The sequence below is a fragment of the Methylotuvimicrobium buryatense 5G genome (assembly GCF_000341735.1).
GTDB classification, from domain to species: Bacteria; Pseudomonadota; Gammaproteobacteria; order Methylococcales; family Methylomonadaceae; genus Methylotuvimicrobium; species Methylotuvimicrobium buryatense.
In genome coordinates this window covers 1,750,806-1,774,648 of the sequence record NZ_KB455575.1, presented here as the reverse complement: position 1 = coordinate 1,774,648, position 23,843 = coordinate 1,750,806, and the positions used below count along the sequence as shown (strand labels likewise).

At 47.5% G+C, this 23,843-nt stretch carries 18 protein-coding genes and 2 tRNA genes; 16 read left to right on the top strand and 4 right to left on the bottom strand.

The annotated features are described in order from the left end of the window. Window positions 1–14 precede the first annotated feature (14 nt). The 14 genes from METBU_RS0107975 (at window position 15) to METBU_RS0107900 (ending at window position 15,577) form a co-directional block, all read left to right on the top strand. A complete protein-coding gene (locus tag METBU_RS0107975; RefSeq protein ID WP_040575303.1) occupies window positions 15–4,544 on the top strand; it encodes an EAL domain-containing protein in 4,530 nt (1,509 codons plus the stop codon). A gap of 46 nt (window positions 4,545–4,590) precedes the next feature. Next, a complete protein-coding gene (locus METBU_RS0107970; protein ID WP_017840111.1) occupies window positions 4,591–6,069 on the top strand; it encodes a GAF domain-containing protein in 1,479 nt (492 codons plus the stop codon). Further along, window positions 6,066–6,668, top strand: coding sequence for a biliverdin-producing heme oxygenase (locus tag METBU_RS25215; protein ID WP_017840110.1), 603 nt, complete (start codon window positions 6,066–6,068; stop codon window positions 6,666–6,668). Before METBU_RS0107970 ends, METBU_RS25215 begins: the two co-directional genes overlap by 4 nt. Before the next feature lie 674 nt (window positions 6,669–7,342). After that, window positions 7,343–7,507, top strand: a complete 165-nt coding sequence (locus tag METBU_RS28020) for a hypothetical protein (protein ID WP_017840108.1) — start codon at window positions 7,343–7,345, stop codon at window positions 7,505–7,507. Window positions 7,508–7,823: 316 nt separating this feature from the next. Beyond that, window positions 7,824–7,900, top strand: a tRNA-Val gene (locus tag METBU_RS0107945). Between the two features lie 62 nt (window positions 7,901–7,962). Next, complete coding sequence (gene thrS, locus METBU_RS0107940; RefSeq protein ID WP_017840107.1) at window positions 7,963–9,870, top strand: threonine--tRNA ligase; 1,908 nt, start codon at window positions 7,963–7,965, stop codon at window positions 9,868–9,870. A gap of 43 nt (window positions 9,871–9,913) precedes the next feature. Next, window positions 9,914–10,417, top strand: a complete 504-nt coding sequence (infC, locus tag METBU_RS0107935) for a translation initiation factor IF-3 (RefSeq protein WP_235726392.1) — start codon at window positions 9,914–9,916, stop codon at window positions 10,415–10,417. 148 nt (window positions 10,418–10,565) lie between these two features. Continuing rightward, window positions 10,566–10,760 carry a 50S ribosomal protein L35 gene (rpmI, locus tag METBU_RS26055; RefSeq protein ID WP_083877669.1) on the top strand — a complete coding sequence of 65 codons (195 nt, stop codon included), beginning with the start codon at window positions 10,566–10,568 and terminating at the stop codon, window positions 10,758–10,760. A gap of 18 nt (window positions 10,761–10,778) precedes the next feature. Then, a complete protein-coding gene (gene rplT, locus METBU_RS0107925) occupies window positions 10,779–11,141 on the top strand; it encodes a 50S ribosomal protein L20 (RefSeq protein ID WP_017840104.1) in 363 nt (120 codons plus the stop codon). A gap of 213 nt (window positions 11,142–11,354) precedes the next feature. Continuing rightward, window positions 11,355–12,374 (top strand): phenylalanine--tRNA ligase subunit alpha, encoded by a 1,020-nt coding sequence (pheS, locus tag METBU_RS0107920; RefSeq protein WP_017840103.1) that lies wholly within the window; start codon window positions 11,355–11,357, stop codon window positions 12,372–12,374. A gap of 14 nt (window positions 12,375–12,388) precedes the next feature. Next, window positions 12,389–14,764, top strand: a complete 2,376-nt coding sequence (gene pheT / locus METBU_RS0107915) for a phenylalanine--tRNA ligase subunit beta (RefSeq protein ID WP_017840102.1) — start codon at window positions 12,389–12,391, stop codon at window positions 14,762–14,764. Between the two features lie 4 nt (window positions 14,765–14,768). Then, window positions 14,769–15,065 (top strand): integration host factor subunit alpha, encoded by a 297-nt coding sequence (gene ihfA / locus METBU_RS0107910; RefSeq protein ID WP_014147396.1) that lies wholly within the window; start codon window positions 14,769–14,771, stop codon window positions 15,063–15,065. Continuing rightward, complete coding sequence (locus METBU_RS0107905) at window positions 15,049–15,402, top strand: MerR family transcriptional regulator (RefSeq protein WP_017840101.1); 354 nt, start codon at window positions 15,049–15,051, stop codon at window positions 15,400–15,402. Before ihfA ends, METBU_RS0107905 begins: the two co-directional genes overlap by 17 nt. Window positions 15,403–15,500: 98 nt before the next feature. Further along, window positions 15,501–15,577, top strand: a tRNA-Pro gene (locus METBU_RS0107900). A gap of 242 nt (window positions 15,578–15,819) precedes the next feature. On the opposite strand, the gene METBU_RS27395 is transcribed toward METBU_RS0107900, so the two are convergent. The 4 genes from METBU_RS27395 to METBU_RS0107885 form a co-directional block, all read right to left on the bottom strand. Beyond that, window positions 15,820–16,032 carry a hypothetical protein gene (locus METBU_RS27395; RefSeq protein ID WP_138767120.1) on the bottom strand — a complete coding sequence of 71 codons (213 nt, stop codon included), beginning with the start codon at window positions 16,030–16,032 and terminating at the stop codon, window positions 15,820–15,822. A 700-nt stretch (window positions 16,033–16,732) separates the two neighbouring features. Beyond that, window positions 16,733–17,314 (bottom strand): aminoacyl-tRNA hydrolase, encoded by a 582-nt coding sequence (gene pth / locus METBU_RS0107895; protein WP_017840100.1) that lies wholly within the window; start codon window positions 17,312–17,314, stop codon window positions 16,733–16,735. Between the two features lie 206 nt (window positions 17,315–17,520). Beyond that, window positions 17,521–18,114, bottom strand: a complete 594-nt coding sequence (locus METBU_RS23660) for a hypothetical protein (protein WP_017840099.1) — start codon at window positions 18,112–18,114, stop codon at window positions 17,521–17,523. Further along, complete coding sequence (locus METBU_RS0107885) at window positions 18,107–18,775, bottom strand: Bax inhibitor-1/YccA family protein (RefSeq protein WP_017840098.1); 669 nt, start codon at window positions 18,773–18,775, stop codon at window positions 18,107–18,109. The genes METBU_RS23660 and METBU_RS0107885 overlap by 8 nt, the downstream gene beginning before the upstream one ends. Before the next feature lie 323 nt (window positions 18,776–19,098). Between METBU_RS0107885 and METBU_RS0107880 the strand changes: the two genes are divergently transcribed. Together METBU_RS0107880 and METBU_RS0107875 are read left to right on the top strand one after the other, a co-directional pair. Continuing rightward, window positions 19,099–20,034 carry a DUF4007 family protein gene (locus tag METBU_RS0107880; protein ID WP_017840097.1) on the top strand — a complete coding sequence of 312 codons (936 nt, stop codon included), beginning with the start codon at window positions 19,099–19,101 and terminating at the stop codon, window positions 20,032–20,034. After that, window positions 20,034–23,429, top strand: coding sequence for a P-loop NTPase family protein (locus tag METBU_RS0107875; protein WP_017840096.1), 3,396 nt, complete (start codon window positions 20,034–20,036; stop codon window positions 23,427–23,429). The genes METBU_RS0107880 and METBU_RS0107875 overlap by 1 nt, the downstream gene beginning before the upstream one ends. Window positions 23,430–23,843: the final 414 nt, after the last annotated feature.

The following is a 23,843-nucleotide window of genomic DNA, read 5'->3' as shown; positions in this document are numbered from 1 at the left end:
TGCACATTTCGAACATGTCCGACTCATCCGAACTTAGCTGTTCAGAATCAAAAATCAGTTCCGCTCAATCCCATATCGTTGGTATCGGTGCTTCCGCAGGTGGTCTCGAGGCGTTGTCGGCATTTGTCGGCAACATAACTAAGGGACTCGGGTGTGTGTACATCATTGCGCAGCACATGTCGCCGAATCATCGCAGCATGATGGTCGATATATTGTCGAGAGAATCCATACTGCCGGTCCAAACAGTGATCGACGGTTGCGTGCCGGAGTCCGAAAATATTTATGTTGTCCCGCCCGGTTTCAATCTTTCAATATGTGAAGGCGTGTTTAGATTGCAACCTCCATTGCCGGAAATTTCGCCGAAACCCTCGATCAATTTATTGTTTCAATCGATGGCGGAATATTACGATGAACGTGCGGTCGGCATTATTTTGTCCGGAACGGGGTCGGACGGAACAAGCGGTTTGAGAGCGATCAAGGCGGCCGGCGGTATCACGTTTGCACAACTGCCTGAATCGGCCAAGTACGACGGTATGCCGCGCTCGGCAATCGAATCCGGCGTGGTTGACCGCATCATGATGCCCGATCAGATGGGGCGGGATTTGGAGCGCTTGATCAAGTTTCCGAGCGTCGATTTACTGCATGACGATACGGATGAACAGTCTTCGGAACTGTCGCGTCTTTTCGACGAAGTACGGCAGAAAACCAAGATCGATTTTTCGAGTTACAAGCTATCGACGGTTTTACGGCGATTGCAACGGCGTTTTTTGGCGACCGAAACCGAAGATCTGAGCGCTTATTTGGACTATATCGAGCAGAATCCGAACGAGCTGGATTGTCTGGCGAAAGAAACATTGATTTCGGTGACCGAATTTTTTCGCGACAAAGAGTCGCAAAAGGCTTTGGAACGCTATATCAAAGAATTGATCGCGCGCAAAAAGGCTAACGAGGAAATCCGTGTGTGGGTTGCCGGGTGCGCGACCGGCGAAGAGGCTTATTCGCTCGCGATTTTGTTCAACGAACATATTCGTTCGCAAAACAGCAAGGCGAGGCTTCAGGTTTTCGCGACCGATATCGACAACGATGCGCTATCGTTTGCTCGACGCGGATTCTTCAACAGCGCGGCAATGGCCGAAGTGCCCCAGGAATATCTCAATCGTTATTTTCGCCCGTTCGGTAACGGCTTTGAACCGATCAAGGAATTACGCGACTGTATTGTGTTTGCGCGACAAGACATTGTCAGTGACCCGCCGTTTCTTAAAGTCGATTTAATTTCGTGCCGTAATGTATTGATTTATTTCAATGCCGATTTGCAGGCCAAGGTTCTGAGTGCCTTACATTTTGCCTTGAAACCCGACGGTTTGCTGTTTCTCGGCAAATCCGAAAGTGTCAGTCAAAAGGATACGCTGTTTACCGTCCTGGATCGTCGCGCGCGTATCTTTCAGAGTCGCGGTGGAGGCAGCGCGCTGGATATTAAAATGAGTCGGCGCGGCCGACTGCCGTTGACGCTGCCGCCGAAAAAACAAGATCATACCCATGAGCGCCAATTTTTCGAAGCGGTGCGAAAGTTTTATGCGCCGTATGCGATGTTGATCGATTCGGCGTTCAATATCGTTTATTTGCAAGGATCGATCAATAAATTCATCGATTTTCCAAGCGGCAGACCCGATATGAATCTGGCGCAAATCATCGTGCCCGAATTTCGTAACGAACTGCTGACCACGCTACATCGTGTCCGCCGTCATCAAACCAGTGTTTATAGTCGTAAACGGCGTATCGCGTCACTCGGCTTTCAAACCTGGCGCCTGGCCGTACATCCGCTCGAGGATTATCGGGAAAACGAAATTTATCTGGTTGCATTCGAGGAAGCCGGAAAATCGGACGGCAACAAATCCGACTCGGTGAATTTGTTGGCATTGGCCAACGAAGCCGGCGACGACGATGAGCTGCAAACCGTACGCGAGCACTTGCAAACCTTGCTCGAAGAGATGGCCTCTTCGAACGAGGAAATGCAAGCGCTCAATGAGGAAGTGCAAGCGTCCAACGAAGAGTTGCAGGCGACGAACGAAGAGTTGGAAGCTGCGAACGAAGAATTGCAAGCGACCAATGAAGAGTTGATTAGCGTCAATGAAGAAAGTCTGATCAAATCGGCCGAACTGGCCGCGCTGAACAGCGAGTTCGAAAACCTTTACAATACGATGGATTTTCCGATCCTCGTCTTCGATTGCCATCTGATACTTAAGCGCTCCAATCTGAGTGCGATGCGGCAATTCGATATTTCGACGTCCGGTAATAACCGTCATGTGTCGCGTATCGACTTTCCGCCTTATTTGATCGATATCGAAAAGCGTTTGCTGAATGCCGCCGATAAACAGCGCAAAGAAAATTACACGACCTATTTCAACGATCGCTCGTATCAGGTTTATATCACGCCCACGGTAAACGCCACAGGCGTCACGCAAAGCATCGTGCTGTTCATCATCGACAATACCGAACTGGTTGCCGCGAATCGCTTGATTAAGGAAACGCAAGATAAACTGCTGTCGATCATGAATCATTCGCCTTACTTGGTATCGTTGAAAGATACGGCGGGACGATACGAATTCGTGAATTATCGCTTCTGCGAACTGTTCGGCGTTAGCGGCAAGTCGGTCTTGGGTAAAACCGACCGGCAGCTTTTCTCGCCGGAAATCGCCGATCCGTTGCGCCGCCGCGATTTGGAGGCGATGGAACATCAATCGTTGGTTCAGGCGAAGCAGGAATTTAAAATCGGCTCCCGGTCCGTGTTTTTGGAGTCGACGCATTTTTCGATATTCGACCAAAGCGGCGTTGCCCGTTCGATTTGCATGCAAGCGATCGACGTGACGCAAAAACAAAAAGCCGAAGAGCAATTACGACTGGCCGTCAAAGTGTTCGACCGGGCTGGCGAGGCAATCATGATTACCGACGCGTCCGGTCGCATCATCAAGGTCAACGATGCGTTTACGACGATTACCGGCTATCAGCCCGGCGACGTGATCGGACGCAATCCTTCTATCCTGCAGTCGGGCTTACATGATGATGTGTTTTATCAATCGATGTGGCAAAGCATCAAGGAAAACGGTTCCTGGCAAGGCGAAATCAACAACCGGCGCGCCAACGGTACGATTTTTCCAGAGTGGTTGACGATCAGCGCGGTGCACGACGTCAGCGGCGCGTTGGTGAATTATGTCGGCATATTCAGCGATATTTCTGCTATCAAGGCTTCTCAGAATCGTATCGAGCATTTGGCGACGCACGACGAATTGACCGGCTTGCCGAACCGCACCCTGTTGATGGATCGCCTGAAGCATAATTTGTTTCAAGCCAAGCGCAAGAACGAGTCGCTCGCGGTTGTATTCATCGATTTGGATAACTTCAAAAATATCAATGACGCGTTGGGACACGAAGCCGGCGATATATTATTGAAACAAGCGACAGATCGGTTATTGGCGTGCATGCGCGATGCCGATACGTTGGCCCGTTTGGGTGGCGATGAATTCGTCGCGGTTTTGTACAATATCGACGGCGCCGATATCAATCGAATCGCGATACGAATCGTCGATTCGTTGTCGGCGTCGTTTCGTATTTACGATCGAGACTGTTTTGTTTCGTGCAGTATGGGCATCAGTATTTACCCGCAGGACGGGGAGGACAGCACGAGTTTGTTGAAAAATGCCGATACCGCGATGTATCGGGCTAAGGATCAAGGCAAAAATCAATTTCAATATTTCGCCGACGAAATGAAGTTGAAAGCTTTGCAGCGTTTGACGATCGAAACCGGTTTGCGGCTCGCGATAGAGCACCAAAGGCTTTTTTTGCAATATCAACCAAAAATCGACTTATCGAGCGGCTTGATCGTCGGAGCCGAGGCTTTATTGCGATGGCACGATCCGAATTTGGGCAACGTATCGCCGGCACAATTCATTCCGATTGCCGAAAATTGCGGCCTGATCAATAAGATCGGCGATCAGGTCATAAAAATGGTGGCCGCCGATATCCATTTTTGGAAACAAAAAGGGATTGAGGTTCCGCCTATTTCGATCAATCTGTCGGTGCATCAGTTAAGAGAAAAACGTTTCGGCGATACCCTAATGTCACGTTTAAGCGAATTCGATGTCCCGGCGCAAGCGATAACGTTGGAAATTACCGAAAGCATGTTGATGGAGCGTATCGAAGAAACCGAGCGATTGTTGGCGGATTTATCCACTCAAGGCTTTAAGATTAGTGTCGACGATTTCGGCACCGGTTATTCATCGCTGTTTTATCTAAAAAAATTGCCGATCGACGAATTGAAAGTCGATCGGAGTTTCGTCGACGGGATCGACGAGCAATCCGAAGACCGCTCTATTACCCATGCCATTATCAACATGGCTCATGCATTGCATTTGCAAGTTGTTGCCGAAGGCGTCGAAACCGAAGCGCAATTGCGCGTGTTGCGCAGCCTCGACTGTGATATCGTTCAAGGATATTACTATTACCGGCCGTTATCGGCGAACCAATTTCAGGCTCTTTTAGCGCGATAGCGAAAAGCCGGATCGATGACGAACACAATAATTTTACGATTGACTGATGAAGGAAATGAATATCGATGAATTGGCTCTGCAATGCGAAAAAGAAGCGTTGCATCATTCCGGAGCGATACAACCGTTCGGTGCTTTATTAAGGCTCGATACCGACGATAATTTGATTACGCATGCCAGCGAAAATTTGCCTTCGATCGCCGGTATCGAATCCAGTCAGATGCTGGAACAATCGATCGATAGTTATGATTGGTTGCGTGAAGGACTCAGCCGATTGAGCGACAAGTATGGAAAACCTTTTTTTTGGGAACGTGCCGTCAAGCTGCGGGATTGGCTCGATGTTGCGATGATTCGTACCGAAAACGGCGTGTTGGTTGAAATCGAACGTAATGAACTTCCGGACGTTCATTACGACATTCAGTATTATCGACAACAATTGATTAAGCCGATTCGAGAATCTAACGAACTGGAAGCCTATCACCAGATGATTCTGGAAGTTTTGAATGTCGTCACCGGCTTGAGCAGAATCATGGTCTACCGGTTTCATCCGGACTGGTCGGGAGAAGTCATCGCCGAGCTGGCCGCTTCCGGTTTGGGCAGTTATATGGGCTTGCGATACCCGGCCAGCGATATTCCGGCGATTGCGAGAAATTTATATTTACTCAATCCGATTCGTTCGATTCCCGATATCAAAGCGCAACCGATACCGATCATTGGCTTAGGCGATCAACCGGTCGATCTCAGTCGTACCGATTTACGCAGCGTATCGCCGATGCACATTCAATATCTCGAGAACATGGGCGTCGCGGCTTCATTGTCGTTACCGATCAAGCTCAACGGTCAATTGTGGGGGTTGATCGCCGGCCATCATCATGCACCGCTCAAATTATCGCGTTATCAACGTCATCTCTGTATCGAATTGGTCGCATCCTACAACTTGGGATTGACCAATTACTTCAACGGTAATCGTTTGAAAACTCTCGATAATTTAGAGCGTAAGGCGAAACAGCTCCTCAATAAAATTTTCGTCTCGGGTAACCCGTTGGACAATATCGACGATAACCAACGGGAAATCATGGCATTTTTTCAAGCGGACGGTTTCGCGGCGATCTTCGATCAAGACGTGATCAGCGTCGGCTCAACTCCCGATATGAATGATATGGCCGCTATCGACGCTTGGTTCGGGCGGCAAACCGACGAGGTCGTCTCGTATGAAAAACTATGTGATATTTTTCCCGATTACCCGTTGTTATTGGCGATAGTAAGCGGGATGCTGGCGATAAAAATCGATTTGGGGCGGCGAGGTAATTTTCGTTTTTTTTGGTTTCGCAAAGAGGAAAAACAGGAAATCCCTTGGGCGGGAAATCCGAACAAGCCGATTTTGGAAAAAGCCGATGCGATCGTTTTATCGCCGCGCCGGTCGTTCGAAAAGTGGGTGGAAGTAAGGTCAGGCTATAGCCTGCCATGGACTGATCAGGATAAATTGCTCGCGACAAAATTCAGAAAGATCATGTTGCATTGGTTATGAACGAGAATTTTGCCGAATCGTTACACAGTTTTTTAAAAGAGCGAACCCGGGATTCGCATCGCCGGCTCGATCGGAACGGCATGCTGAGAAGCTTGCTGGACACCGAATTGACCGAATCCGTTTATGGGGATGTTTTGCAAGCGATGTTTGCATTTTATGCGGCTATCGAACCGCAGATTCTAGCTTATCTCGAGCAATCGGCGCTGCCGTTCGATTATCGTGAACGCGTCAAATTGCCGTTGCTTGCAAACGATTTATTAAGGCTTGGTCGAAAGTCGATTCCGCCCGTCGAGACGATGCCGGATTTGGAGCAAGACGCTGAATTGATTGCCGCGTTGTATGTGCTCGAAGGCGCGACGCTTGGCGGGCAGATGATCGTCAAATCGTTGACTTCGAAACATGCTGGCCTGCCGGTCGAATTTTATACCGGTTACGGCACGTTTACACAACAGCGCTGGCGCGATTTTTGGTTGTTTGCCGAGGCCTATTGCCCGCAAAGCGACTGGTGTGTTGCCGGCGATTATGCCGTATCGCTTTTTACAGCATTGGAGAACCACTTGTGCGGAGAGCGTTTCGGCGTTCAAGTCGGCGAAAGTTAGAGACCGTTAGCGAGTCTGTTGCCTACCGGCCCGCCGGTCGAGGTCATCAAAAGATTTGAGCATATACTCCCTTTATGCTCAAAAAATGACCTGATTAGCAAGATGCTTCAGCTTGCTGAAGCCAACTGTCCGAGCAGTGGCCAGTCGTAGCCACTTCTGCGGGACGGGTTATTTAACCCGTCCCCAACGTTTCGGTTTGCCCTAAACATTTCGGCTGACTTCGGCCAAAGTCAAAACGTTTAGGACGGGGTTGCAAACCCCGTCCTGCTAGGGATATGCTGGTTTTTGGGCTTTAGCTGAAGAAACTTGCTAATCAGGAAAAATGATTAGGTTTTGCCCTGATAGACTCGTTCGAATAGTTCCAGAAACCAGCGCGGGCGGAAGATGACGGCGAACAACGCGATTAGGCTGGCTATCGGTATCGGGCCGATGTCAAGCAGCATCACCGAGAGCATCGTAAAAAAAATAAAAGGCGGGTTTTGATCGAGGAATGGTTGTTCTGCGCCGTTTCGCGGTGCTTCAGGGTAGGGCGGTCAGTATGAGGTGCTGATGCTTTGAATGACTTCGGTATTTGCGGGTCGTTGTCATATACATTGTCGACCAGGGTCTTGAACCAACGCGGGCGGAACAACGCAACGAAGGCGCCGAGTGTCGACGTAATCGGGACTGGACCTATGCCGGCGATCGCGATCAAGATCAAGGCAAGCGCGCATTTTACGCGTATCGATATGGTCGTCATTTTGAATTTCCGGCTGTTGCAGGTTTTGTCGGGTCACGATGCGATCGATTTTATTGAAAAACCTTGTCAGGCTAATATTGCATGTGGTTGGTGTCAATGAAATTAAATTGCTGGGTTATACCCGTCGTAGATCAAAATTCGGCGCCTGGGTGTCCGCCAAAGGACGCCGTGAATACGCCCATGTAGTCTCTATGCCAGTGCCATGCTGGCAAAGCCTTTGTCTGACACCCGGGCGCCTACTCTAGCACTGCCGAAATTTGAAGTGCGAAAGGTATATCAATGGTTTTTGTATTCGTATGGGCGTCGTTTTTGCTCGCTGCGATGACGAAATTAAATTGGGCTGAAAAAAAATCGATTTAAAACGTTGCAAAAAACAGAAGGATCGTTATAATAGGCGGCCTGAACACATAGACCTTAGGCGCGTAGCTCAGTTGGTTAGAGCACCACCTTGACATGGTGGGGGTCGTTGGTTCGAGTCCAATCGCGCCTACCAAATTTCAAAGCACCGTATATCGGTGCTTTTTTGTTAGTGAACTTTCAAAAGCTTAAATTAACATGCCGGTAATCACACTTCCCGATGGATCACAGCGTCAATTCGATCATGCCGTCACGGTTATGGATGTGGCGCGATCTATCGGTTCCGGTTTGGCAAAAGCTACATTGGCCGGCCGTGTCGACGATAAGTTAGTCGATGCCGAAACGGTCATCGAACAAGATACCCATTTGCAGATTGTAACCGCTAAAGATGAGGAAGGCGTCGACGTGATTCGGCATTCCACGGCGCATCTGTTGGCTCAGGCGGTTAAGAGATTGTTTCCCGATGCGCAGGTAACGATCGGTCCTGTAGTCGAAAACGGGTTTTATTACGATTTTTCCTATAAAAGACCGTTTACACCGGACGATCTTGCGGCGATCGAAAAAATGATGCAGCAAATCGTCGACGAGGATATCGCGATCAAGCGTTTCTTGTTGACGCGCGACGATGCGGTCAAATTTTTTAAGGATCAAGGCGAAGCTTATAAGGCCGAGATCATCGAGTCGATTCCGGCGAATGAAGATTTGTCTTTGTATGCCCAAGGCGAATTCACCGATTTATGCCGTGGTCCTCATGTGCCGAGTACCGGTAAATTAAAAGCCTTCAAATTAATGAAGATTGCCGGTGCTTATTGGCGCGGCGATTCCAATAATGAAATGCTGCAGCGCATTTACGGTACTGCCTGGGGCGATAGCAAAGAGCTGAAGGCCTATCTGCATCGTCTGGAAGAAGCCGAGAAACGCGATCACCGTAAATTGGCGAAAGCGTTGGATCTATTTCATTCTCAGGAAGAAGCGCCCGGCATGGTGTTCTGGCACAGCAAAGGCTGGACGCTCTATCAACAGGTTGAGCAATACATCCGTAATAAACTGCGTCTAAACGGCTATCAAGAAGTTAAAACGCCGCAAGTCGTCGATCGATCGTTGTGGGAAAAGTCCGGACATTGGGATAAGTTCGGCGATATGATTTTCACGACGCATTCGGAAAATCGCGATTATGCGATTAAGCCGATGAACTGTCCTTGCCATGTGCAGATTTACAATCACGGTCTGAAAAGCTACCGCGAATTACCGATTCGCATGGCCGAATTCGGCTCCTGTCATCGTAACGAGCCTTCTGGAACCTTGCATGGTTTAATGCGGGTTAGAAACTTTGTGCAAGATGATGCGCATATTTTCTGTACCGAGGATCAAATTCAACAGGAAGTATCGATCTTTATCGACTTATTGTTTGAAGTTTACAAAGATTTCGGTTTCCGCGAAGTCATTATCAAATTATCGACTCGCCCGGAAAATAGGGTGGGTGACGATTCTGTTTGGGATAAGGCCGAGAATGCGCTGGAAGTCGCATTGAACAACAAAGGTCTGGATTGGCAATTGCAGCCCGGTGAAGGCGCTTTCTACGGACCTAAAATCGAGTTCTCGTTAAAGGATTGTATCGGCAGGGTCTGGCAGTGCGGTACGATACAGGTCGATTTTTCAATGCCTGGCCGGCTTGGTGCGAGTTATATCGCCGAAGACGGTTCTAAACAAGTACCTGTCATGTTGCATAGAGCAATTCTCGGTTCGCTCGAACGCTTCATCGGTATCCTGATCGAACAACATGCCGGCACATTCCCTCTCTGGCTCTCTCCGGTGCAAATTGCCGTGTTGAATATTGCCGACAGACAAGCCGAATATGCCGAACAAGTCGTAGGTAAGCTTGAAAAACAAGGCTTCAGAACGATAATTGACTTGAGAAATGAGAAGATAGGCTTTAAAATTCGCGAACACTCGATGCAGCGGGTGCCGTATCTTTTGATTATCGGAGATAAAGAAATGGACAATCAGGTAGTTACGGTTAGAACGCAAAAGGGTGAAGATTTAGGCAGTCTTTCAATCGATCAATTGACCGAACGGCTTGGTAGCGAGATTGAAGACAAAAAATAATCATAGTTTGGAGGATTAGGGTATCTCAGCGAAAAAAGACGAAGTGCGCATAAATGACACGATCACCTGTAGAAGGGTGAGAGTCGTTGGTGCAGATGGCGAAGCGCTTGGCATAATATCGATCGATGAAGCAAAGCAGCTGGCTTATGATAACAACCTGGATCTGGTGGAGATTTCACCGAATGCGGATCCGCCGGTTTGTAAAGTCATGGATTACGGCAAGTTTCAGTTCGAACAAAACAAGAAACAGCAGGCCGCCAAGAAAAAGCAAAAACAGATACAGGTTAAGGAAATCAAGTTTCGTCCGGGCACCGAAGAAGGAGACTATCAGGTTAAATTGAAAAACCTGACTAAGTTTCTCGAAGAAGGCAATAAAACCAAAATCACGCTCCGTTTTCGCGGTCGCGAAATGGCTCATAAAGAGTTGGGCATGGATTTATTGAAGCGTATCGAAAAGGATTTGGAAGAGCTGGCCTTAGTTGAGCAGTTCCCTAAAATGGAAGGCCGTCAAATGGTTATGGTTATGGGGCCGAAAAAGAAAAAATAAAAGGGCGTGGTTTGTACGTCCTTGTTGCTAGGAATGCAACAGAAAGCATTGCTTAGAGTAATGCGACACAAATTCTTCAGGGCCTTGCATTTTGCCTTGTCGGGTTTAAATCTCAAGGAAACTTACTATTTTTAATCGGAGCAAACAAATGCCAAAAATTAAAACTAATCGCGGTGCGGCAAAGCGTTTTAAGAAAACCGCAGGCGGATTTAAGTGCGGACAATCGCATCGCCGTCATATTTTGACAAAAAAGTCCACCAAAAGAAAAAGACAGTTGCGTAAAGCGGCCCATCTTCACCCGTCCGACGTGCGCATGGCGACACGTATGATGCCTTACAGTTAAAACGACAGGAGAAGAACAGTGGCAAGAGTTAAACGTGGCGTAACTGCCAGAGCAAGACATAAAAAGATTTTAAAGCAAGCGAAAGGATACTACGGCGCACGTAGCCGGGTTTATCGCGTTGCTAAGCAAGCAGTGATCAAGGCAGGCCAATATGCTTACCGCGACCGCAAACAGAAAAAACGTCAATTCCGCGCCTTGTGGATCGTTCGTATCAACGCCGCTGCGCGTCTGTGCGGAATGTCCTACAGTCGTTTCATCAATGGTTTGAATAAAGCCAATGTTGCGGTCGATCGTAAAGTGTTAGCCGATTTGGCCGTGCGTGATATGGAAGCTTTCGCGGAACTGGCTAAAATTGCGCAAGCCAACTGCAGTAAGCCCTAAAAAAGAAAAACCGGTCGGGTCGGTTCATTCCAGCTTTTCGCGATTTTTCGAAATAGCTATGACGCAGGGTGCGCATCGCGCGCCTTCCTCGAGTGCGACCGACTCCCCAAGCGTTTTTCTTTAAAATACACGTTTCATAGTGCGGCCGCTTCAGCAATGCAGCGGCCGCACTTTTTCGATATTTCCCATTCATTTCTAATAGCGAGTTGAGCAGTGTCGGCTACTCTCGAAGATCTCCTGGCGCAAGCTTTACAAGAACTTGCGAACTCTCAAGACCTCAATCAGTTGGATCAGGTGCGCGTTCATTATCTAGGCAAAAAAGGCCTATTTACGCTGCAGATGAAAGAATTGGGCAACCTCGAGCCGCAGCAGCGACGAGAAGCCGGGCAGGTCATCAATCAAGCAAAAAACCAGTTTCAAGAAGCGCTTGACGCGAAGAAGCAAGCGTTAGAAGAAGCGGCGCTACAACAGCGCTTAGCGAGCGAGTCTGTCGATGTGACACTGCCGGGACGAGGGCAACAGGTTGCAGGTTTGCATCCGGTTAGCCGTACCCTGCGCCGCATCGCAAAAATATTCGCCGGCGTTGGATTCGATGTCGTCGAAGGTCCTGAAATCGAGGACGATTATCACAACTTCGGCGCCTTGAATATTCCGGATCATCATCCGGCGCGAGCCATGCACGATACCTTTTATTTCGATGCCCATACAGTGCTCCGCACCCACACTTCACCGGTACAAATACGCGTTATGGAAACGCAGCGCCCGCCTTTGAAAGTCATTGCGCCTGGGCGTGTCTATCGTTGCGATTCGGATATCACGCATACGCCGATGTTTCATCAGGTCGAAGGCTTTTTGGTCGATAGCGGCGTGAGCTTTGCCGATTTAAAAGGCGTTGTTTATGAATTTCTGAGCGCCTTCTTCGAAAAAGACATTCAAGTACGCTTCCGGCCATCCTATTTTCCGTTTACCGAGCCCTCCGCCGAAGTCGATATCGAGTGCGTTATGTGTGAAGGAAAAGGCTGCCGCGTTTGCGGACATACCGGCTGGCTCGAAGTGATGGGTTGCGGCATGATTCATCCCGAAGTGTTCAAATCGGTGGGAATAAGCAATGAGATGTATTCAGGTTTCGCATTCGGTATGGGGGTCGAGCGCCTGGCGATGCTGCGCTATGGGATCAACGATTTAAGATTGTTTTTCGAAAACGATCTGAAATTTTTGCAGCAATTTAGGTAGGTTAAGGTCGGATCATGCAATTAAGTGAAGCTTGGTTAAGGGAGTTGGTCAATCCGCCGATTACGACGGCGGAACTGGTCGAGCAATTGACAATGGCCGGTCTCGAAGTCGATTCGGTGACGCCTGCGGCGGCCGAATTTAACGGTGTCGTGGTTGGTGAAGTTTTGGCGATGGAGCCGCATCCGGATGCCGACCGATTGCGAGTCTGTAAGGTTGAGGTCGGTGAAGCCGAACCGCTGCAAATCGTTTGCGGGGCTGCAAATGTTCGCGTCGGTTTGAAAATTCCGGCGGCACTGATCGGAGCGGTATTGCCCGGTGATTTCAAAATCAAAAAGTCGAAACTGCGCGGCGTCGAATCGTTCGGCATGCTGTGTTCCGAAAAAGAGCTGGGTTTGGCAAAAGATGCCGAAGGCTTGATGGAATTGCCCGCCGACTCGCCGGTGGGAACCGATATTCGAGATTATTTGTCGCTGAACGATAATATGATCGAGGTTGATTTAACGCCTAACCGGGCCGATTGCCTGAGCGTCGAAGGTATTGCTCGTGAAGTGGCGGTGTTGAATCGCTTGGATTTTAAACCGGAACATGTGATGCCGGTTTCGGCGGCTCATCAAGAGACGCTAGCGGTCGCGGTAGAGGCTGTTGAATATTGCCCTCGTTATACCGGTCGATTGATTAAAAATGTCAATCCTGACGCCGAAACCCCTTTATGGCTGCAGGAGCGTCTGCGAAGATCCGGATTGCGTAGTCTCGGGCCTTTGGTCGATGTCACCAACTATGTATTGTTGGAGATGGGGCAACCTTTACATGCCTTCGATGCCGATAAATTGACCGGCGGAATTCGGGTGCGTTTAGCCGAGGCCGGTGAAAAACTGAGCCTGTTGAACGATCAAGAAATCGTGCTCGATAACGAAACGCTGGTCATCGCCGATGATAGCCGTGCGTTGGCCTTGGCTGGCGTAATGGGCGGTAGCGAAAGCGCTGTCGGCGATAAAACAAGCAATATCTTTTTGGAATGCGCGTATTTCTCGCCGGATACCATTATGGGCAAAGCCCGGCGATATGGTTTGCATACCGATTCCTCGCATCGTTTCGAACGTGGTGTCGATCCTTATTTACAATCTCGAGCTCTGGAAAGAGCGACGCAACTGATTCTTTCGATTGCGGGCGGTAGCGCAGGTCCGGTTACGGAAGTCAAAACCGAAACGGCCTTGCCGAAGCGCTTGCCGGTTTTATTGCGCAAACAACAAGTTTTGGACATTCTTTGCGTCGAGCTTGAAGATGAGGTGATTTCCGATATTTTCGAGCGTCTGGGCATGTCGGTCGAAACAGCGGAAGAGGGGTGGCAGGTTACCCCGCCCGGATTCCGCTTTGATATCGCCATCGAGGCTGATTTGATCGAGGAAGTGGCCCGTATTGTCGGCTACAACAATCTGCCGCAAAGCGAATTATTCATGCGCTCGGAGTTGAGCAAGGCGCCGGAAGCGATACTCGAACTCGATAGAGCGAAGGATTTTTTAGTCGATAGAGGTTATCAAGAAGCGATCACCTATAGTTTCGTCGATGAGGCGATACAAAAAATCATCGCGCCGGATGATGAGTTTATTCCATTGCAGAATCCGATTTCATCGGAATTGGCTGTGATGAGAACCACTTTATGGTGCGGCTTGCTGCGTGCCGCCTTGCATAATATCAATCGGCAGCATACTCGGGTCCGGTTATTCGAAACCGGTTTACGTTTCGTGCGTCGGGGCGGCGCGACTCATCAGCAAAAAATGCTGGCAGGTCTCGCGATCGGCGATGTTTATGCCGAGCAATGGGGAGATAATGGCCGTGCAATCGATTTTTTCGATGTTAAGGCCGATCTTGAGGCCCTGTTTGCCTTAACCGGTATGAAGTTTCGTTTTGAGGCGGCAATGAATCCCGCTTTACATCCTGGTCAGTCGGCGCAAATTCTTTCTGCGTCAGGAGAAAATGTAGGCTGGTTAGGCATGTTGCATCCGTTGCTCGAAAAGCAGCTCGATTTCGATTCGAGAGTTTTCCTGTTTGAGTTGGACCAAGATTTGTTGCTGAATAAAGCGATTCCTGCGTTCAAACCATTATCGAAGTTTCCTTCGGTACGCCGTGATATGGCCTTGATCGTCGATGAAAAAGTGACGGCCGGTCAAATCGTCGATACGATAAAAAGCTGTAACGAACCGATGATACAAGACATTATGATTTTCGACGTGTATCGTGGAGCTGGTGTCGAAGCCGGTTGCAAAAGCATTGCCTTAGGGCTGGTTTTTCAAGATTTTTCACAAACTCTTACCGATTCGCAAATAGATGCTATATTTAGCAAACTGTTAGCGGCTTTAGCCGATAAGACCAATGCAAAACTGAGGGATTAAATTTATGGCATTAACGAAAGCTGATTTTGCCGAGAGGCTATTTGACGAGCTTGGATTAAACAAGCGCGAAGCGAAAGACATGGTGGATTTGTTTTTCGAAGAAATAAAAGGATCTTTGGAAAACGGAGAACAGGTCAAATTATCGGGATTCGGCAAATTCGAACTTCGGGACAAAAACAGTCGGCCGGGTAGAAATCCGAAAACAGGTGAAGAAATACCTATTACCGCCCGTCGTGTGGTAACATTCAGGTCCGGTCAAAAACTAAAAGCCCGAGTAGAAGCTTATGCTGGAACCGAGTAATAATAATGAACTGCCACAGATACCGGCGAAACGCTATTTTACGATAGGTGAAGTCAGCGAGTTATGTGCGGTCAAGCCGCATGTACTAAGGTATTGGGAGCAGGAGTTTTCAGAGCTAGCCCCAGTAAAACGGCGGGGTAACCGTCGTTACTATCAAAGGCACGATGTATTGATGATTCGACAGATTCGATCGCTCCTTTATGAGCAAGGCTATACGATAGGAGGCGCGAGGGCGCACTTATCAAGCGACGATGCTAAGGAAGACTCAACTAGGACCAAGCAGTTGATTCATCAAATGATCGGCGAATTAGAAGATATACTGGAAATTCTTAAATAATTGGCACGCTTTATTATTCAAAAGATAGGTCGGAATAATTAAGTTTGTATTCACTTTTTAACGAATATCCAGTATCATTCGATTCTTTTTCAAATCGTCGGGGCGTAGCGCAGCTTGGTAGCGCACTTGCATGGGGTGCAAGGGGTCGAAGGTTCAAATCCTTTCGCCCCGACCAATTGATTCAAAAGCTTGTGATTTTCGATTAAGTCATAATGCTGTCATTTCGAGGTGCCATTTATAGGTGCTTCAATGCTTATCTAACGCTCAAGAATATGCTTTCAACTCCTCCAGGAAAATGAAAGAGCTTGGGATTGCGGCTACTGGCTACTCGCCAGTGAGGTGCCGTGAATACATCCTTATTTGCGTCAATTTCTGCTGATCCTATCTTTCAATACGCTTTACCCAGGTTATCGATTATCAGTCAATGACGACAGCTCCGGTCCAATTAAGTTCGTCAATCGCTCTTTGAGCCGACTCGATTGTTGGATAGGATGTGTTTAATACGTGTCCGGCTTCGCTACCGATAACGATGAATACCCGAATGCGGTTTGAGTCGTTATTGATCCTAAAAGAGTCCACTATCCCCCGCCGAACGAGTCTACGCGCTTCGTTAGCTGTAATTTCAATCATAAAACAATCATTCATAATGAGACCTGTGTTGGGCAGTGTGGTTTAAAGCGCATTTTGGCATACTTTGGTTTCTTCTGTCTGTTTCGAGCTCATTACAACGATTATTTTTCGCCAAGCACACTTCTCGCTCTTGTTGATTTCCAAATTGGGTGTTGCTGTAGGGTGTCAAAATTTACCAATTGTCATGTCAGAAAAAATGACTGGCATTTTATAACCTATGATCATCAAACAATTTCCAATAAATTTCCTGATTAGCAAGATGCTTCAGCTTGCCGAAGCCAAGTGTCCGAGCAGGGGCCAGTCGTAGTCGCAAAAACTAAAATATGCTGTTACCCAAGCTCCAGCTTGGGTAACCTGTTCGGGAAGCTCTAGCTTCCCGACAATCAAGAAAGATTGAACGAGCGAGTCGGGATTGATTGAGAATGTGCGGAGGTTGTGTCGGTCACAGGAAGCTGGAGCTTCCGGGGTGTCTTTCCCAAGCTGGAGCTTGGGAAAGAGCGTGATGTGGGTTGGCCGTTTTTAGCTTGGCGCGCATGGCTTGCGAACCCCGTCCTGCTAAGGATATGCTGATCTTTGGGCTTTAGCTGAAGAAACTTGCTAATCAGGATAAATTTTGAGATTAAAAAGCGGGAACACAGCAATTAGCTAAAAATGGCTTTTTCGATAGCCTAGTATTGCAGGGCTGCCCCACGACCGTGGCTTACGCTGATTTGCTATGTAGCGTTTGCATGGCTTGATCGAATTGCCCTTGAAGCAATAATGATAAGACTGAAGCGCTTTCTTCTATCGATCGTTCTATAACTTGCAGTTCGTTTTTTGAGGGTGTGTGCAGCACATAATTGACAACGGCATTTCTATCGCCCGGATGACCTATGCCGAGTCTTAATCGCCAGTATTCGTTGCTGCCTAATTGCGCATTGATGTCTTTTAGGCCGTTATGGCCGCCGTGTCCGCCGCCTTTCTTCAACTTGCAAGTACCGGGGGGGAGATCAAGCTCGTCATGAATGACTAGGATTTCTTCGGGGGGGATTTTGTAAAAATTTGCCAGCGCGCTAACCGAACGGCCACTGAGATTCATGAAGGTTGAAGGTTTTAAAAGCCATGCCTCATGGCCCGAAGTGTTTAGTTTGCCGGCGTTTCCGAAAAACTTGGCTTCGGCATTCATTCGAGTATTGTTGAGTCGACCGATATGGTCTACCCACCAAAAGCCGGCATTATGTCGTGTATCTTCATATTGCTTGCCGGGGTTGCCAAGGCCGACAAATAGTTTGATTCCTGTCATTTAAAAAATAATTTGTGAAAAAAGTGGAAGTACTGTTTTTGAGTGAGACGCTATTATACCCTTTGCGAGTTAAATTTCGGCGCCGGGCGAATACGTTCTTGTAGGCTCTATGCAACTCCATGCTGTCAAAGTCTTTGCCGCACACCCCAGCGCCTCCTCAAGCACTGCCGAAATTTGAAGTGCGAAAGGTATAACTGATATTTTTGTTAAATCGTATCAGGTTGCGGTTCAGGTTGTTTCGAAGGCAGTTTTTTTTCTAATTCGCGGCCGAATTCTTCCAGTTGTTTTTCCATTTTCTCCCCGAACGATTCGATCTCTTTTTCAAGCAAGGGCAGTTGTTTTTCGAATTGGTTTTGGAATTTTTCGCCGAGGTTTTCCAGGCTTTTGAAAAAACCGTCGAATACGGTTCCTGCCATGTTTTGCCGTGTTCGGCGGTAGTCGATTCGCCACAATTCGTTTTCGATGACCAATGCCGTTTCAAAGGGTCGAGTACTAAGGCTCGTGTCTTCGGGTTTAAGGATCGTTTCGACGGAAGCAATTTCGCCGTCGATGATCACTTTGCCGGTTTCGAGCGAGGTGATGTTTGAATAATCGTGAGAAGATGCGGCAAGCGAGGCCTTGCTGGCATCGGTTACGTAGTTTTCGGCGGTAGCCAAGTCGTTATCGATTAGAGCAGTCCAGAAAGAGCGGGTGACTTCGTCGGGTGTTTTTGCGCTTTCGCAGCCGCTCAATGCGAAACAAATAAACAAAAGCCCGGCAAATACCGGGCTTTTGACGCGCGGTGTGTTTCGATCAATCATCGCCGCCGAAGACGCCAAGCAATTGCAACAAGCTCAGGAACAAGTTGTAAATAGACACATACAACGAGACCGTCGCCAGAATGTAATTGCTTTCGCCGCCGTTAACGATGGCGCTGGTTTGGAATAAAATCATGCCCGACATCAGCAGAATGAACATTGCCGATACAGCCAAGGACAGTGCGGGCATCGAAAATACGACCGCGCCGATTCCGGCCAAAAAGGCAACGAGAATGCCGACCATCAAGAATCCCCCCATGAAGCTGAAATCCTTGCGGGTCGTCAGTGCGTAGGCGGAAAGGCCCAGAAAAATTACGCCGGTGCCGCCTAGTGCTGTCAGGATTAATTCATGACCGTTGCTGAATGCATTGATATACATGCTTAAGATAGGTCCCAGGGTCAGCCCCATGAAACCGGTCAATGCAAATACAAAGACTAGGCCAAGGCTGCTGTTACTGAATTTGGTCGTCAGAAATAGTAAGCCGAAATAGCCGATCATCGAGACGATCATTCCGGGGTGAGGCAGATTCAGCGTCATTGCCAGACCTGCTGTCAGTGCGCTGAACAATAAGGTCATCGACAACAGCATATAAGTGTTTTTCAGCATTTTGTTGGTCGCCAGAATGCTGGCTTCCGGGCGTGAAACTGCGGTATTCAATCTCATGTTTAATGACTCCTATGTCAATTAATAACTTACGGATAATTCAGACCAGCCAATAGTACAAGAGTTTCATTGAGTTTGTAAGTCGTTTCTTGGTGAATCTGACGATTAACCCGATCCGGTCTAAAATGGCATGACACGCATCAATGCAGGGGGCGTATCGTCGGGTTCAAGACCATCGAGAGGCGTTATGCCGGCGAGCGGGGATAAGAAAGTAACCCGACCTCATACTTATGCTTCAGCTGCTAATGCATGCACAGCCTTAAAGTTAGTTACGGATAAATGTATAATGCCGCCTGCTCATAAAATTGAATTTACACATAAACATGGATTGCTTAATCAAATCTCTCACGCCCAATAAGGCGGCTTTTGGCCGACATGAAACATTTGCTCTACGTTACGGCTGGCTAACAAAAGGATTTCAAGCGTTTCAGCACAATAACGAGATATTCTCTTCCGATGAAGCCACCGTTCAACTCGGCGTGGGCAAAAACATGGTGAATGCTATCCGTTATTGGTTGCGCGCAACACAAATGTTAGAAGTCAGTCAGGATGGGTTACACGCAACGGAAATCGGAAATGCGTTATTTTCAGAACAGGGTTGGGATCCTTATCTTGAAGATGAAGCAACGCTATGGTTAATCCATTGGATGTTAGCCTCTAATGCTGAATTGGCAACGGCTTGGTTTTGGTTTTTCAATTGTTTCCACAAGTCCGAGTTTACAGTAGATGAAGCGGCCAACTCGCTTGTCGATTTTGTTAATCAAGAGTTGACAGGAAAACATTCGGAAAGAACTGTCAAGAACGAAATAAATCTTATTTTAAGAATGTATAGCCAGACAAAAGCCACGGCAAAAGTAGACCTGGAAGATATCTTAGATGTGCCGTTGGCTTCGTTGCAATTGATATCGGCAGGAACCTCGCCTCAGCATTATTTAACGCGTCTGAAACGTCGTAATCACTTGCCTTTGGCTGTATTCGGTTACGCTGTTAATGAAATTTTTAATCATCGTAAAATATCAACATTGCCTATAGCCGAATTAATGTATGGCGAAAAACAAGGGGTTGCTATCGGCAGCATATTTCGCTTAACGGAAAGCGAATTATTAGCCAAGCTTGAGCGCTTAATCGAGCGTTATCCGCGCGTTTACCAAATCAATGAGACCGCAGGGATTAATCAATTATTTCGCGATGATGAAAACGTCGAATCGTTAAGTTTTTTACGCCATCACTATGAAAACAGGGAATGGGTTAACGCATAATGGAAGCATTCGTACAAGTCGATACGCACTATACTCGATCCATCAATCTCGAAAGAGACATCGATTCAAGTCCAATTTTAAACGCCTACATTCCAACATCAAAAGCGATGCTGGTGTTGAACAAAATTGCCTCGACGTTTAATGACCAATCCATGCCAAGAGCATGGTCATTAGTGGGGCCTTATGGCTCCGGAAAATCGTCATTTGCCATTTTCCTGACACATTTACTAGAACACCCAAACTACATGACAAGCGTTACGGCAGAAGGCTTGTTAACAAAACACAATCCTGCGTTGGCGCAAAAATATATTGCCCATACGCAAGAATCCAATGCTTATTGCACTGTGATATTAACAGGTAGTTCCGAATCGTTGAGTAGGCGATTGCTGAAAGCGATGCATTGGGCGGCGGAAAGCTTTTGGCAAGAAAAACAAGGCAAAAAACCAAGCATCATAAAAGAACTTGCAGCCGCGGCACAGGAAGGCGCAACGGTTAGCGAAATACTCGCTTTACTGCATCGATTGAAACAAGCCGTTCTTCACGCGCGAGGCAGAGGCGTTCTCATTGTTATTGACGAATTAGGTAAGTTTCTTGAGTACGAAGCACGACATCAGGGTGCTAACGATATTTATTTGTTACAGGCATTAGCCGAATATGCTTATAAAGGCGGAGAAGCCAATGTGTTACTCGTCGTCCTTATGCATCAGGCTTTTGAACAATATTCAAAAGGCCTCGGAGAAACGCTGCTTAACGAATGGGTAAAAGTACAGGGGCGTTTTGAAAGCATACCTTTCCTGGAATCAGCCGAACAAACATTACGTGTCGTTGCCGCCGCTTTTAAATCGAACTTAACAGAATCTCAGCGTATAGCGATACGACAACAGACCCAAACAATCATTTCGGTACTTGCTAAACAAAATGCCCTACCGGTCTCGGTATCAGCCGCAATTGCCGAAGACATACTAGCAAAATGTTACCCGTTACATCCCATTGCCGCGTTGATTTTACCGGTGTTATGTCAAAAAGTGGCGCAGAATGAGCGCACCTTATTCAGCTATTTAGGCAGCCAAGAGCATTACGGATTTCAAGATGGACTAAAACGCCTGCATAATGTCGGCGATTGGGTGCCGCCTTGGGAAATATTTGAATACTTTATTCTAAATCAACCGTCCATGACCTCCGACCATGCGACGCATCGACGTTGGACAGAAGTTTTGATTGCGATCGAGCGCTTAGGGGATGCTAAAGATAGTGAAATCAAACTGCTAAAGACCATCGGCTTATTCAATATCATGGGCGCCCACGGCGGATTAAAAGCAAGTTACCCATTGTTGCAACAATGCTTCCCAGATACCGACCAGGTCATTGTAGACCTTGAGTCATTGCAAACTAAATCGATTATCACCTATCGTAAATTCAGCGCCGAGTATCGAATCTGGGAAGGCAGTGATTTTGACCTAGAAGCGCAAGTCAATGAAGTTACTCAGCAGCTAGGCCGAATCGATTTGTCCGACGTATTAAACAAGCGTAAAACGCTACTGCCGATCGTAGCCAGAAGATATTCCATTGCAACCGGGACATTGCGCTACTTTCAGCCAATATATGCCTCGTCTCAACAGAGCTTAAAGCAGATTAAGCAAAACGATTCGCCGCGCATAATTTTCTTTTTGGCGGAGGATTCGGACGCACTCAATGCTTTTTACAACATCACGAAAGAAGCAAACGAACTGACATTATTTGCCTTGTGTAACAATGTAACTCAACTGTACAACGCGATAGTTGAAGTATTGGCCTTGGAAAGAATTCAAACCGAAAGTCCGGAGATAAAATCGGACCCCGTTGCGGGGAGGGAATTGAAAGACAGATTGAACGCTGCACGGCAAACGGAAGCGTTTCTGTTAAATCAAATACTGGAACAACCGGAACAAAATCTGTGGATTTGGCGAGCCGATACGCTAAACATAGCGAACAAAAAGACATTGCAACATCAATTGTCTACAATTTTGCAGACTGTTTACGCCAAAACGCCGATTATCAAAAATGAATTAGTCAACCGTAACAAAATCTCGGCGCAAGCAAGCTCGGCAAGAAATAAATTAGTAGCGGCCTTATTAAACCATGCGCACCTAGAAGACTTAGGGTTTGACTCGACCAAATATCCCCCCGAAAAATCCATATACCGAGCGGTTTTTAAAGAAACCGGCATTCATGTCAATCGCAATGGCTTTTGGCAGATTGTCGAACCGTCGCCCGATAATGCCTATCAATTGTTTCGTGTATGGCAAGGCATTGATAACTATTTAAAATCCGACGGCCGTCCGCAACCGTTGACGGCGCTTTATAAATTGTTGAGCAAGCCGCCGTACGGTATTAAACAAGGTGTTGTGCCGCTGCTTTTTATCGCCTATTACCTCTCAAAACAACGCTCCTTAGCTTTATACGAAAGCGGTGTGTTTTGTCCGCATGTGTCACAAGAATATTTTGAAATTTTATTAAAGCGGCCTGAATTATTTTCCATTGAAGCCTTTGATTTTAGTGGTATTAGAGCCGATCTCTTTAATCAATATTTAGAAAAATTGGTCGGAAAATCGCCGGAAAACAGCACACTGTTAGACATCGTCAAACCCTTGGCCAAATTCATTCATCAATTGCCGCCTTATACCTTAGCGAGCCGAAATTTGGATCAAAAAGCTCAGGCCGTGCGCGATGCATTCCAGAACACTCAAAGCCCAATGCAACTCTTATTTAAAGAGTTGCCGGAAGCCTGCGGTTTCCATGCATATACCGACGAAACACACTTTAACGATAGCAATCCGAACGACTTTTTAAATGTTCTGGTTGAAAGCCTGAATATCCTGAACAAAGCCTATCAAAATTTATTGGTGCAATTTCAACAGCAACTTAGCCAGGCGTTCGACATGAACGAAAATGTCGATCTAAAAAGTCTGAGGCAAACGTTGAAACAACGCTATTCCGGCCTGGAAAACTATACAATCGATGGCGTAGGCTTGAAGGCATTCATTATCCGATTGCAGAACGACAAAGACACCGATACGGCTTGGTTGGAATCGGTCGCCGCATTTTTAGGCAAAGCGCCGCCCGATAAATGGAAGCCAAACAACACCACCGAAGCCGCTTATCGTTTAATCGAATTAAGCGGAAGACTGAAAGAGCTTGCGATCGTCCACGCCGAGCAACAAAAAGCAGAAGCCGGCAGTGAAGCGACGTTGATCCGCATCGTGAGCGAAAATGGCGAATACAAACAAGTGGCCTATTTGACCGAAGAATTAAAAGAACAGGCCGACGCCAAAATAGCGGAACTGAAGCTGGATCAAGGAAGCCAGGCATTGAAACAGGCTATTCTTGCGCGATTGATAAAGGAGTGGTCATCTTGAATAAGGGTGTCGATCGAGTAATTATTCGTATCCCACTATCGTTCCTACGCAGAGCTCTCATCGTTATACATAAATTGTAGGGTACGCTGCGCGTACCAAAGCCGTGCCCTGACGGTTCGGTTGGCACATGAACATTGCGGGGTTACCATGGTACGCACAGCGTACCCTACGCGGATCGCCTAGCGCTAGGTGAAGGATAGCCGAGTGTGTTAAATGACAATAAAGGTATCGAGCTCTCATTGGCTAAGATTGCAAAAGAGAAATTTTTGACTTATGTATAACGATGAGCGGGAGAGCGTCACTGCCATTAAGTTAAGGGAAACCCGTCATTCCGTCATGGATTCACTCCGGGCTATCCTGCCCGGAGCCCTTCGGGTAAATTCAAATCCGTTCCGTACGGATTTGTGGAGGAAT